11 protein-coding genes, 1 tRNA gene and 1 pseudogene are annotated in these 12,950 nt (G+C 58.2%); 2 read left to right on the top strand and 11 right to left on the bottom strand.

Going from position 1 to position 12,950, the window contains the following annotated elements:
- Nucleotides 1–280: 280 nt before the first annotated feature.
- On the bottom strand, nucleotides 281–1,762 hold the full coding sequence (locus FNL56_RS03005) for a porin (RefSeq protein WP_143578771.1): 1,482 nt from the start codon (nucleotides 1,760–1,762) through the stop codon (nucleotides 281–283).
- A 326-nt stretch (nucleotides 1,763–2,088) separates the two neighbouring features.
- Between FNL56_RS03005 and FNL56_RS03000 the strand changes: the two genes are divergently transcribed.
- Complete coding sequence (locus FNL56_RS03000) at nucleotides 2,089–2,604, top strand: MarR family winged helix-turn-helix transcriptional regulator (RefSeq protein ID WP_143578770.1); 516 nt, start codon at nucleotides 2,089–2,091, stop codon at nucleotides 2,602–2,604.
- A 167-nt stretch (nucleotides 2,605–2,771) separates the two neighbouring features.
- Nucleotides 2,772–3,332, top strand: a pseudogene (locus tag FNL56_RS02995) (transposase); the annotation flags it as partial.
- Nucleotides 3,333–3,873: 541 nt separating this feature from the next.
- On the opposite strand, the gene FNL56_RS02990 reads toward FNL56_RS02995, so the two are convergent.
- The 10 genes from FNL56_RS02990 to FNL56_RS02950 form a co-directional block, all read right to left on the bottom strand.
- Nucleotides 3,874–4,434, bottom strand: coding sequence for a hypothetical protein (locus FNL56_RS02990; RefSeq protein WP_143581757.1), 561 nt, complete (start codon nucleotides 4,432–4,434; stop codon nucleotides 3,874–3,876).
- The gene (locus tag FNL56_RS28700) at nucleotides 4,431–4,697 is read right to left on the bottom strand and encodes an HGGxSTG domain-containing protein (RefSeq protein WP_368039329.1); all 267 of its coding nucleotides are present in this window, start codon (nucleotides 4,695–4,697) and stop codon (nucleotides 4,431–4,433) included. Before FNL56_RS28700 ends, FNL56_RS02990 begins: the two co-directional genes overlap by 4 nt.
- Nucleotides 4,698–4,746: 49 nt before the next feature.
- Complete coding sequence (locus FNL56_RS02985) at nucleotides 4,747–5,097, bottom strand: hypothetical protein (RefSeq protein WP_143578768.1); 351 nt, start codon at nucleotides 5,095–5,097, stop codon at nucleotides 4,747–4,749.
- Nucleotides 5,098–5,307: 210 nt separating this feature from the next.
- Nucleotides 5,308–7,239: a YfjI family protein gene (locus FNL56_RS02980; protein WP_246661501.1), complete on the bottom strand. Its 1,932-nt coding sequence runs from the start codon at nucleotides 7,237–7,239 to the stop codon at nucleotides 5,308–5,310.
- Nucleotides 7,240–7,495: 256 nt separating this feature from the next.
- Complete coding sequence (locus FNL56_RS02975) at nucleotides 7,496–7,756, bottom strand: helix-turn-helix domain-containing protein (RefSeq protein ID WP_143578767.1); 261 nt, start codon at nucleotides 7,754–7,756, stop codon at nucleotides 7,496–7,498.
- Nucleotides 7,757–7,828: 72 nt separating this feature from the next.
- Entirely contained in the window at nucleotides 7,829–8,602 is a 774-nt protein-coding gene (locus tag FNL56_RS02970) for a hypothetical protein (RefSeq protein ID WP_143578766.1), read from the bottom strand.
- Between the two features lie 25 nt (nucleotides 8,603–8,627).
- The gene (locus FNL56_RS02965; protein ID WP_143578765.1) at nucleotides 8,628–9,854 is read right to left on the bottom strand and encodes a tyrosine-type recombinase/integrase; all 1,227 of its coding nucleotides are present in this window, start codon (nucleotides 9,852–9,854) and stop codon (nucleotides 8,628–8,630) included.
- A gap of 137 nt (nucleotides 9,855–9,991) precedes the next feature.
- Nucleotides 9,992–10,081: transfer RNA gene (locus tag FNL56_RS02960), tRNA-Ser, on the bottom strand.
- A gap of 219 nt (nucleotides 10,082–10,300) precedes the next feature.
- The gene (locus tag FNL56_RS02955) at nucleotides 10,301–11,440 is read right to left on the bottom strand and encodes an ROK family protein (protein WP_143571525.1); all 1,140 of its coding nucleotides are present in this window, start codon (nucleotides 11,438–11,440) and stop codon (nucleotides 10,301–10,303) included.
- A gap of 91 nt (nucleotides 11,441–11,531) precedes the next feature.
- Complete coding sequence (locus tag FNL56_RS02950; protein WP_143581756.1) at nucleotides 11,532–12,785, bottom strand: ATP-grasp domain-containing protein; 1,254 nt, start codon at nucleotides 12,783–12,785, stop codon at nucleotides 11,532–11,534.
- Between the last annotated feature and the right edge of the window lie 165 nt (nucleotides 12,786–12,950).

Raw genomic sequence — 12,950 nt, 5'->3', positions numbered from 1 at the left:
TTGCTCGAAGTAAGGTGCGGCCGGAAGAGCAGCCACGGCTATACTTAGCACGAAGTCTGACTAAGAATAATGAAACAACGAAAAAGCCCACAGGAGGGCATTCCTGTGGGCTTTCGGAGGCAACATTAAAGATTCGTTCAAGCATTTCCGATCGGAACATTTACAGTATGTCAGAAAATAAGCTTTTTTCAATAACTTATTTTGTAAGCTTTTAAGAATTAAAAACCCCCGGCAGTTGCCTGCCGGGGGTTTATTTAACTCTGTAGCTTCATGGCAATGCTTAGAAGGAGCGCAGAGCCTGAACCTGACCGACCAGGGTGCCCTGGCTGCCGAGAACCACAGGGTTCGTGCGGTTGGTGAAGCCGGTCGGGGTGATCGTGCCGGACAGACCGGTATCCATCCAGGCGTACTGGACTTCAGCCGAGAACGTCAGGTTCTTGACGGGGGTCCAGGCGGTGCGCGAACCGACCTGATAGATCGAGAAGTTTGCGTCGCCGGTGATACCACCGCCGAAAGCCGCGTTGTAACGGTTGACCAGGATGGCGTTACCCGTTCCGGTGTTCTCGTGACGGGCGTAAACGCCGTACAGCGAGGTGCGCCAAGCCGGGTTCCAGTAGTGCTCGTAGAAAATGCGAGCGCCCCAATCGGTCGACAGCTGCAGATCGGCAGCCGGAAAGGCACCGCCCGGGCTGGCGAACACGGCGTCCATGTACTGGCCGAAGGCCGCACCGTTGCCGTTGAAGATGGTGTAGCCGGAACCGGCGACGTTCGAGGTACCGCCGAACACGTAACGGCTGGCGCCGTTCGCATAGGTGACATCCGCCTTCAACGAGTCGCCAACGCCGGTCGGCAGGTTCTTGATTTCAAAGCCGGCGGTCAGAGCGTAGCCGAACTTGTCATCGGGATGACCGGTGTTTTCGCCGGTCACACCGTTCAATCCACCGTTATAACCAACCGAGACGTGATGAACAGCGCCCGCGAAGTGCAAAGAACCCCAAGCCTGGTCTAGACGCAGGTTGCCGACGAAGTCAGGAATCTGCTGGCCAGCGCTGGAATTAAGGTAACCGGTGATGCCGGGTACGCCGCCACCCACAGTCGTTGCGGTAAACGCATCGTTGCCGTCATAGATGCCGGCGACGCGGTAGGGACGCGGGGTTTCAGCCGAGATGCTTGCCGAGAAGCCGTTACCGAACGAAGCGGTGTAGGCGAGCTGCGGGATACCGGTCTTGTTGTCGGAACCGCCGGTGAAGCCCGACGAGATCGACGGATGCGCCAGCACCCACTGGGGGTCGAACTGCGACACGGCCTTACCGATGGTGAAACCGGCGAACTGGATGAAGGCGTAGTCGACTTCGTTGTTGCCGCCGGCAATGCCGTCGGTGCCATCCGACCACTGGAACTGGGTGTTCACGAAGGTGCGAACGACGCCGTATTCGGTGGCGGTGCGCGTATCCATGTTCAAGTTGGCACGAACGCGGCCGGTGAAGTAGTCCTTGTTGCGCAGGTTGGTCGCGCCAGTGCCCTGGAAGAACGGGGTGCCGTAAACGCCCGACGAGTTGAAGCTGGTATCGACGCGGATGAAGCCGCCGATCTTCAAGCAGGTGTCGGTGCCGGGGATGTAGTAGAAGCCTGCGCCGTAGAGCGAGCAGATCTTCACGTATTCGACAGCCTTGACCTTCACCGGAAGATCGGCCGCCTGTGCTCCGCTCATGGCGATCAGACCCGCCGCTGAACCGAGGATAAGGCTCTTAATCATCGTCATGTTAACCTCCAAGTTGTTCTTAAAGGGAAGGTTCCGGATCCGCTGGTGACGACCACCCGAAGATTAGTTCCCCTAGACCCCAAACTAACCGCCAAGTGCTTCGCGCTTTCGGACAGCCCGCATAACGCGAGGCAATTAAGCGAAACCTTCAACGGGACGACCGCGGGTTGCCCCCTTCGTCGTCAGGAACAATGCACGACCAAATTACATTATCAAAACACTTTGCTGCCTCAGATGATCGTAATTGTGGCATTGTGTTTTTCTGGCAACACCAGTAGTTGCAGTGCAACACCGCTCTAAGCTATTCAAATTGTTAGAAGAAACGGATGAACGTCATGGCGGACGAACTAACGGAAGCGCCGCAGGTGTCGCCCATCACCGATCTTCCGATGGAACTATTTTGGGAAATTGACGGCCTGTCTCGGCTTTTCCTAGAAATACAGAATCATTGGGCAAAAGCCTTAGGACTTACGGCTCCCCAATTTCTTATCCTCCAAGCAGTGAGAGAACTGGGATGGAAAAAAGGGGCTGCTGTTAAAGACGTTGCCGCAAGGCTTAAAGTTCATCCATCATTTATCACTGCCGAGACGAAGGGGCTCGTGAAGTCGGGCCTAGTGGAGAAGATCCCGTCTAAACTTGATGCTCGTGTGGTACTTCTGTCCTTATCAGACCGCGCGAGGTCAGCTTTAGAATCGCTTCACCCTCATCGCGAGGCGCTTAACAGCTTTGTATTTGCGAGCGTTGACGATGACGAGATGAAAGCGATCATCAACCGATTTCGATCACTTCAAAGATTATTGAGTAAGGGGCTGCGTTCTCTCGCGGTAGAGGGCAATAGCTGAGCAGCTCGTCTAGCTTGGTCGGTGTTCCCCGTCAGCACCCTTGAGACAAATTGAGGGACTTCACGAAGGGAGGATTTCTGGTTCATCGTAGCCGCAAGTAGCGAAGATGAAACAGAAATCCGTACCGGGCAAAGCGCCCGCAGAACAAGTGCTGAAGGACATCCGGCGCCCGCCGTGGATTGCGCGGCGTCAAGCTGGTGATCTCCGACGCCCATGAGGGCATCAAGGCCACGGTGTCGAAGGTGCCGACCGCCAGTTGGCAGCGTTGTCGCGTTCACTTCATGCGCAATGCGCTGGCTCATGCCGGCAAGAGCGGGCGGCGCGTGGTCTCCGCCTTCATTGCCACCGCCTTCGCCCAGGACGACGCCGAAGCCGCAAGGGTGCAATGGCGCAAGGTCGCCGACCAGTTGCAGCCGACCATCCCGAAGCTGGCCAGGCTGATGCACGAGGCCGAGCCCGACGTGCTGGCCTTCATGGGCTTTCCGGCGACGCATCGCGCCAAGCTGCACTCCACCAATCCGATCGAGCGCCTCAATGGCGAGATCAAGCGCCGCACCGAGGTCGTCGGCATCTTCCCCAACGAGGCTGCCATCCGACGTCTCGTCGGTGCCATCCTGCTTGAACAAAACGATGAATGGGCGGTTCAGCGCGCCCGCTACATGACGCTGGAAACCATCGCGCCCATCAGCGATAATCCCATCGTCGGGCTGCCCGCAATGGCAACCTGACCAACCCGGCCGTAGCCGGCAATCGTGGTGGCCATCAAGAAGCTACACCACGCGTTGGGACACGATCGCCCCTGGCCCGGCATATCACTTTGGCGTTCAAATACGGAGCCGAGTTGACGGCTCGGTGGAATGTCAGAACTTCACGGCTGTCAAGCCACTGGCCGCAATCGCCTTGTTGAGGCTATCCAGCGCGGCACGTCCGGCCGCGAGCTGCTTGGTGCAACTATCCGCCGCCAATTAGACTTTCTCTTTCGTGTGTTTGCGATTGTCCCAACTTTCGGAATCTGGATCAGCGCCCATCGTGAATGAGACGTGCTTTTTGTCCTCAACGATCGGCCTAAATGCTGAGGCGGTGAAGCCCGGTTCACATACATTCCAGGGCTCAAGGTGTGCGTTGTCGATTTCCTCAAGACGAATGATTGCGCCTTCGGGCTCGTCATTTATCGAGCGAACGGTGTATATCGGGCCAACTTTCGGATAACTGGCGCCGGGCCGTCCGGGCCCAACCAGATGCCTAATGCAAACCACTTTTTGTCCCACTCTAAAAGTCATTTCGCCCCTGCTTTATGTTACCAATGATCGCTTGACCACCATGGCGAACGTCCACTCGTTCAATACGAATGACCTGCGAGCCACCGTTCCTCAACCTGCGCAACGTCTCGACCAGGGTCGAGAAGGCGCGTGACAGCCGGCTCACCGCTGTTGCAGCCGCTAGGACATTGCGGTTGCCACAGGAGGCATTAAGGCGTCCAAAAACAGCCATCGTGGCTGAGTGGATGCAGGCCATCTGGATCACGATCGCGCACTCGGTTTCGCCCCTGGGCTGCTCGCTCTCGATCATGGCCAGCGCCGCGTTGACCGCGATCTCGGACAGGCCGCTGTTCGGCAAGCGGGCGGCGGCTTGGAGCTGAAACAAGGTCGAATCGACGAAATCGGTTGAGGCTGTGCCCAAGGCCCCCTTGAGCCGGCCCAGCCATTCTTGATGCTGGCCGTCAGGCGGCAACGACTTGGCGGCGTCGCAGGTGATGCGTTCCAGCTTCACCCGGACGGGAGCGTTCTTGACCCGCGCCGGAACTAGAGTCGGCTCAATGGTCGTGCTCATGCCTTCACCAGCTTTCCATAGGTGCAAACGACCGCCCGGAGCCACTGCCGCTCCTGGATGGCCTCCGCGGTGAACTCACCCGTCGCAAAGTTGCCGTTGGCGCGCCCCTTCGGCGCGCCTGTACTACATCCGCCATGGAGCCGACACCGATGCCTGCTCCGAATAGCCGGGCACTGGCAAGCACCGCCGGCCCTCGTCCTTGCGCCACAGCGCGGTGCTGCCCTGATATTAGCAAGCTGTGACACGATGCGTTCCTGGTTCATGGGGTTGTCTTCAAAAATTGGGCCCCCGGTGGGTACCTAGCTGCGGCGCTTAGAAAGGAATATCGTCTAAACTGTCGACTGCATCGCCCTTTCCCCACAGCGCGGTTCGTGTTGTGTCGGGGAGATCGCCAAATTCGACCCAAACGTCGCTTTCAGGAGCGCGAGCGAAGTATTCTCGTCCAACTTGCCAGAGTTCATCGGGAATCTGCGGACACACTCCATAGGGGTCAAGCGTCTGTGCGTAACACCAGTGCACCTCTGCGGTTTGGGGGTCGATGTTCAATCCCGCTTCCTTGCGAGTCGTGAGCCATGCTTTCAACTCCGGTTTGTTCATCTGAGCTCCCAGCCTTTCTATCGTTGCTTCGAGTTGGGTTTCGGCAAGTTTCTGATCAGCATGCATTTTTGATCCTTTCGATTTGTATGGCTCTGGTTCATGGGGTTGTCCTCAAATTCTGCCACCACCCCACACCCAAAGGCTCCCTGGCTTCCATTAGCGTTCACCTGGCAGGAATTTTGCGAAAAGGCGCGGCCGAGCGGCTGCCAAAACTGACACAACCCATGCAAGATTAGTTTTGGCAGTTTTGGCACCTTGGGTTTGGCCAACATCTTGTTATTTTTCCGCATCGACATCGCCTCGCATTTCATCGTTAAGGCTGGGGTGCCAAGCGTAGGTGGTGGCAGGTCGTCCCCCCTGATCGCCTTTCACGGGCGCAACTTCGCGACAGTGATGCGTTGCAAGCAGCACATGAACGGCTGACTCGACCGCGTCTTTATCGGGAAGATTCGCCCACCCCTTGCGATAAATATCTCGCTGGCTGAATTGATGGGGTAACTGCTGCCGACGCTCGATGATGAGGCGCGCGCCGTCCTCAGCCATGGCTTCCCCTGAGGCGTACAAACGGTTCGCATGGCTGCGCAGGTACGACGCCCATGCCATCGCGCGCCTGGTGGCTTCTTCGCCGACCTCCCACCTGCCGCCGTCAATCAGCTCGAATAGCAGCGCCAGTGCCGCAATCGTTTTCGGCATCTTCAGAATATGGCTTTCGACAGTCGGCGGAAGCCGGCCGGCACGCGCTTCCGTCTGGAGCTGAGTTGTCAAATCTCGAAAAAGCTCTTGGGCGGTGGGACTGAACCGCATGATGTGGGGATTAGCGGTATCCCCAATCGTTAATCCATGGAGATCCCTAAAAACCTTCTCGTACAAAGCAGCCGATGTGCTGTCGGGCGTCCGGTCAACCCACCGCCAAGATGGTAAGTCATCCGGCCAGACAGCGAGCTGCATTCGTTGAATGAATCCATCATTCTTAATGCCAGACATAGCGGCGCGAACCATCGGTGCCAGCCGTGACGGCTGAATCCCCCCCACAATGCTAAGCGTGCAGGCGTGAATATGAACCGTACCGCGGCCGATACGGTCATACGTAAAACATCCATCTCCATTAAATGCTTCGAGATAAAACGCTCGCTCGTTCTCAAATTCCCCGCTCTCGATTCTCGAAAGTAGGCCATAAAGCTCGTCGCGAACGACCAACACGCCCCGCGGATTTTCGTTAAGGATCTCCCCTAGCTTTTCAACCGAAGCATCGTTGACGACCAACCGAGGACACGGAGAAAGCTCTGATCCATCATTCAGCTCTCGCTCGGCCAAGAACGAACGCGCGCCCGCGCTATCTCCGCTTTCTAACGCTTTTTTGGCTTTCTTTTTGGCGTCTCGGAGATGCATTCCGTTAAGCTCATTGTCTACTACAGCTTCCTTTGATGCTTCTTCCCATAGTTTGCGCTGCTCGTCCTGAATCGCGTAGATGGGGCGAAGTGCTGCATGAAGCGCGGGCGATTTCATAGCACTGGGGCGACCGATGATCGCTCCCCACAAAGTGGGCACAACCTCCCAGTCGTCAGCTTGTTTCGGACTGATGCGGACTCGGTTACCGACCAGTGCCGCGATGGCACATATTGCTGCAACTGCCGCAAAATCCGGCGGACTTTGCTGACGATCGGCAACGTCCCAAATATAGCCCCGGATCGCGTCGGGCAGAAGCTCAGGGTGAAGTTGCTCCACAGGTGCAAGAGTAGAGCTTATCTGTGTCGGATTTGGCCAGGACACTTCGGAGCGGGCTTCATTTTGCGTGGCATAAAGAATGCTCGATCCTCTCGAATCAGCGGCTTCATCTTTCTGAATCGCAGCGGCGGAAAACTCTTCCGCGATAATCTTTTGAATATGGTCCGTAGAAAGACCGAAGTTTCTATGAGCACCAGCTAAATCGACGAGAATGTCCGAAATGACACCCTTGGTAATCCATTCGCCTGCCGCGCCAGCAAGACGTTTCGTCACGGTTCTATACGCGACCAACTTTCCTGACGACGGTGCACGAGCCACCTCAGAGCGCGCATCTCGCACCATCTGAGTGGCCAACGCTCCGAATTGCTTTTCCAAGTCAAGGTCGTCGCTGGCGTGAAGCGTGGGTTCGCCTTCCGCTACTGGGTCCTCGACTGTGACGTAACGGCCAGCGTCGAGCGCCGCACTGTTGAGGTTCTCAGTCATGCGAAGCTCCAAAGCCGGCGAGCCGCGTGACAGTGCCAGCATGTTCAATGCTAATACCGAAACGACGCGCAATGCGGTTGACGATGGGGCTTACGGCGCGTGGTGGCGTTTCGGACCATACGAAGAGGTCCAATTGACCGGGGTAATTGCGCGTTCGTGCGCGAGGTGATACAGTTTTCATGTTGGTTACCTCCAATGAAAATAAGTCCCGGTGCGCACGCAGATCCCGCCAAGGAGTCGTGCCGCCGGGCTTTTTTTAGGAATGGGTATTCTTCTTCGCACGAGCATTGGTCGCGCGAGCAGTCCAGGAGGACTTTGTCAGGCTTTTTTCCGCGTCAAGACGGCGCCTGACGTAACTCTGAAGCGATGCGATGAGAACTTTTCGCGACTTGCCGTCACGATAGGACTGTAATTCTCCGCTGTTAAGCAGATCGTAAAGTCGCGTGGTGCCGCAACTAAGCATCCGCTTCGCGATTTTGGGGGAAACTGCGAGAATTTCGACTTCTGTTTGTTCCATGACCTTCGTCCACGTTTTGAGTACATTGTGGACGTGCCCTGTATGTCGCGGGCTGAAATGAAAAGTTTTGACCTATTTTCGCCCGCTGATATTTGCCGCTTGCTCCGCTGCGATTAATCTCGCCTCGCGACGTCGTAATTCTGTCCAGAGATCGAGCGTGTCTCTCACCCCACAAACCCAGTAAAACTTGTTCTCTCTGTAAATGGTCCACTCGTCCTGCTTGATTGCGGGCGCAGACTTCCGTGTTCGATTATATCCTCGCGCAGCGCGGGCTACTGCCTGCCGTGAAAAGTTTGAGTTTCCGTTTTTAATCTTTAGTTCTTTCAAAACCTGACAGGCGAAATCTAGGTAGGTCCCAGTCAGATCTTCTCCGATAAATAATACATATACTTCAGCCAAATAAACGCCGACCATCCATTGCAGGGGACTCTTTGACTTAAAATGAGCTTCGTATGCCCGGCCCTCGACATAATCATGTTCCAAGCCTGTACGCGGCGTCGACAACCACGTAAGTTTTACTAATCTCTCGGTGTTGACGACAAAATCTGACAGGGCAGTCTCAAACTTGTCGCTGTTTTCCGCAAATTTGGCGGCCGGTGTTTTCGATAATACGGTTTTCAACTTGAGTGCTATCGTATGTACTTTCTGTAGCTGAGATCTTTCTTTTTTCTCGATCGTTTGGACTCGAAAAAGTTTAGCATTATTGAACAGGTCAGCGCACACATCGATGCAGCCGGCTAGAGCCGACTTGTCAATATGTGGGCGACTTTTTTTAACGCCGGCTGCGTTTAGAACGCGTGCAATTGCTAACTCATTCAATCGCGGTGATGATTTTAGGTCTGACATCTGAACCGTCACTGGGTGTGGGAGATCAGATTGAATTTTGGGGTTCGTTCGATCTTGCGTGCGTAAAAGTTGACCATTGAACCATTAGGGAACGCCGCTTATCGAGGAGATCGCCTCTGCGATAGGCGGCCTCCACGGCATTCGCGATTGAGTGAGCGAGAGCCATTTCGACGACTGCATGAGAAGTTTCTGTTTGTTCCTCGGCCCAATCTCTAAACGTGCTGCGAAATCCATGTGCAGTGACGTTGGAGCGACCCATTCGTCTCAACAGCATCAAAAGAGACATATTGGACAGACATGGGCGGCGGCCTCCGGGAAATATGTAACCATTCTGCTTCGAGACTTGCATTCTCCTTAAAATTGCTACGGCTTCATCGCACAGCGGTACGCGATGCTCTCGCCCCGCCTTCATTCGTTCAGCCGGAATTATCCAAAGCGCAGCTTCAAGATCAATTTCGGTCCACATTGCGCCCAGCACTTCGCCTGTCCGGGCGGCTGTTAAAATTGCAAACTCTAGCGCGCGAGCAGCAACAGCATCTCTGGCTCTCAGCGCGGCGACAAAATCGGGAATTTCAACATAGGGCAGAGCCGCGTGGTGTTTGACCCGGCGCACCTTGCCGCGCGCAGGAAGCAGATGATCAAGGTGACCACGCCACCGCGCTGGGTTCTCGCCATCCCGGTAGCCTCGCACTTTTGCCCAGTCTAGAATCCGCTCGATGCGGCCCCGCACTCGACCGGCTGTTTCAGGTTTTGAGGCCCAAATCGGTTCGATCGCTTTCATCACTAGTCCAACATCAACTGATTGAACCGGGAGCCTTCCAAATATGGGCGAGCAGTAGGTTGCAACGGTGTTCGTCCACTGCGAGGCGTGTTTGACGTTGCGCCAGCCTGTTCGATGAGCCGCAATGTAAGCTTTAGCGCACTCATCGAAGGAAATTGACTTGGCTGCGACCAGGGTCGCTTCTACACGCAGGGAATTTCGTTCGGTAATCGGATCCTTGCCGGCACGCCGCATTTCGCGGGCAGCGGCTGCACGCTCACGCGCTTCCGCAAGCGGCACGTCAGCGAGGGGACCAAGGCCCATCTGGCGCTCACGGCCCGACGCCGCATACCTAAAAAGCCAGGATTTTCGGGGGGTGCCGTCGGAGCCCGGAGTCACCTGTAAATAGAGGCCGCCTCCATCGCTATGCATCCCGGCTTCTCGGAGAGTGTCGACCTTCCTATGCGAAAGGCGATTGATTGTCCGAGCCACGCCTACCTCCACCTGTACCCTCGATCTACCCCCGGTTTGTAGCAAACGAGAGCAAACGAGTACAGACGGTTATCTTTCAGATTCCCCTGCAGCAGAGGTGTATTGTGAACGTGGACGAAGGAGGGTGAAACGTAAGTTGGCGGAGAGGGGGGGATTCGAACCCCCGATAGGCTTGCACCTATGCCGCATTTCGAGTGCGGTACGTTCAACCACTCTGCCACCTCTCCAGGCCGTTCAGAATCCGCGGTCGCCCGCGGGTGGTTGGGCGGTGTTCTAGGCGAGGTTGGCGCGGCAGACAAGCCGCCCGGCAGGAAATTTGGCGAATAGAGGCGAAGGCTGGCATGCCTGCGGATAGGCGTGGCGCCAGAGGGCCCCGGCGGGCCGAAATGGCCCCTCATCCAGGACGGCACGTTCCGAAGGAGCGTGCCGTCCTGGCCGGGCCTGCCTCAGGCCTTGGCCTTCTTGGCCTTCTTTTCTTCCTTCGTGTCGTCTTTCTTGTCGCCCTTGGCGTCGTCCTTGTCCTTCTTGTCGCGATGTCGGTTGGTAAAGCGGGCATTGCCGAGGCCGGTGCCGATGGTCAGCACGCCCCAATGGTCGAAGTCCTGCATGAAAGGAATCTCGCTCAACCCCTGCGCGACGCCGTCATTGTGCATCAGTACCGCGGTATCGTGGCCGCCGATCTCGGGGATGCCCTCGGCGATCAGACCCGGCAGGTTGAACTTGCTGCTCTCCCAATTGCCCGGCAGGTTCTGCGCGCCCTTCTCGATGGTGCCGTCCTCGTTGATCACGCCGGGGCAGGAAATGCCGATGAACGGCGCCAGCTTGAAGCCCTCGGCTTCGGCCGCCGTCAGCAGGTCCTTCAGCATCTTGACCAGCCGCTTCACCGCGCCTTCGCGGGTCGGTTCGTCATCGGCGTGGCGCCACAAATCGGACTTCCAGACCGACGCCTTGGACAGGTCCGGCGCCTTCTTCCACTGCGTCCCGACGACGCCGCAGCGGATGTTGGAGCCTCCGATGTCCACCGCCAGGATGCTGTCATGGCCCTCGAAGATCCACGACGGCGCCAGATGCAGGCAGCCGAGCAGCCCGGCTTCATCGGGGTGGAAGCGGATCGGCACCAGGTCGACCTCGATGCCCTCGGCCTTCAGCAGCAGGTCGGTGCGGGCGATCGCCATCTCGCCGACCCGGCTTTGCCGGAAGCCGCCTCCGACCACGATACATTCGGTGCCGGCCCAAGCCTTGCTCTTTAGAAAGCGCCGGGTGACGTAGGCCAGCTCCTGCGCGAAATCCTCGATCGCGCCGTGCACCAAGGCTGCCGCCGCGATGTCGTCGCCGACCAGCGCCTCGGAGAGCGTCGACTTGCCGATTTCCTCCGTCGCCTTCTTGCCGAGCGGGTCGTCGCCGTTCTTCTGCAGCGGTTTGCGCAAGCCATCGAGAATGCGCTGGAACGCGCCCTTGCTGGCGCGGTCGCCGAGAAAGCCGTCCTCGTCCTTCAGTTCGATATTGAAGCTGTCTATTTCCACCGAGGGCAGGCGCGTTGCACCATGCCGGGCGATGCCCGTCGTCGTTCCGTTGTCGTCAGCCATTTTGCCCCTGGGGTTCGAAAATCGTGTGACAATGCGCAGGGAACCGGTTGGTTGCATGGCGCCTTTTGTCACGCCCGAACAGGGCGCACGGCTACGCGCGGGTGCGCCAGGCTTCGGCGCGCTGCGTCAGCATGGCCGCGAAGGCGCAGAAGATCGCGCGCATCTGCGGCGGCTTGTAGGGAAACAGCTCCGGCGAATCCATATTGTGGACCACCGCGGTATTGTCCGCCTCGAAGATCAGCAGCCGGCCATCTTTGGTCTCGGCGACGTCGGCGGTGAAATAGTCCAGCGCGACGCGCTCAGCCATGCCGTCCAGCGCGGCGCGGTGCCGGGCGCCGAAGCCTTCATCGAACTCGGTCAGAAAGCCGGCCTCCTCCTGCCGCTTGCTCTCGCTGAACGACATGCCGGCGTTGAGATACCAGATCTTCCACTGCTCGGAGATCGCCATGTGGCAGGCGAACACCCGGCTGTCGACGAACACGATGCGGTATTTGCGGAACTGGCCGTCGGCGCTGGAATAGTCCACGAAGCGCGAGATGAAGAATTCCGGCTCGCGCCGCGCGGGCTCGGCGAGATAGGCACCGAGCGCTTCGGCGTCCTCGAGCTTCGCGAGGCCAACGCCGGCATGCGAGCCGCGCGGCCGCACGATCACCGGAAAATCGGTACCGTCCGCCACCGAGGCCAGCCGGGCGCGGCCGGCCGCGACCTCGTCGAGCCGCGCGCGGGCGACGCCGACCGTCGCGGGAATGTCGATGCCGGCGATGTCGTGCAACAGCCGGTACAGCTTGTCGCGGTCGAGATTGCCGATCCGGCCGGGCGGGTTTAGCAGCGGGCGCGGCCAGCGCGGTGCGAGACGATCGATCTCGGCCAGTGCTGCGCGGCATTCCTCGGAGTCGGACGCCACCACGATGGCCACGTCGTGCTCCGGCAGCGGCGACGGCAGCTCCGTGCCCTCCACCACATAGAGCGTCGTCAGCTCGATGCTGGAATCCTCCAGCAGGAAATCGATCGGTGTGTTGCCGCCCATGTCGATCGCGGCGGCCAGCGCCAGCACGCGCAGCCGCGGCGGCTGCGTATCGCACGGCGAACGAAACAGCCGGTGCTGGGCCAGCACCTCGTCCTGGATCGCCAGCCCGTTCGGCTTGTCGCCGAGCAATTGCGTCAGCAGCGACAGGTCGATGCCATGGCCCGCATCGGCGGTGCCGTTGGCGACCTTGTCCATCAATTCCTGCCACAAGGGCCGCAAATCGACGCCCTCGAACGCCATCTGGGTCAGGGTCGCAAAGCCGATGCGGGGAACCGGAAGGGTGGCGGAAGCGCCGATCGGGAGCGGATCAGATGTCATCGGATGTCTCTCGGAATCGCGGGGCGCACGAACGACGCCAGATTCCTTGGTAGGGCGGGTTACTTAACGTTGCGTTTACCATGTCCCGCGGGCGTGCCCGCGAAGGGTTCGACGCCCCCCGGGCCGCGAGAAGCCCCCGTTTTGCCGCGATTTCCCGGACTTTTC

The sequence above is a fragment of the Tardiphaga sp. vice304 genome (genome assembly GCF_007018905.1).
Taxonomy (GTDB): domain Bacteria; phylum Pseudomonadota; class Alphaproteobacteria; order Rhizobiales; family Xanthobacteraceae; genus Tardiphaga.
Note: the sequence above shows the minus strand (reverse complement) of the source record. Positions and strands in the feature narration are given on the sequence as shown.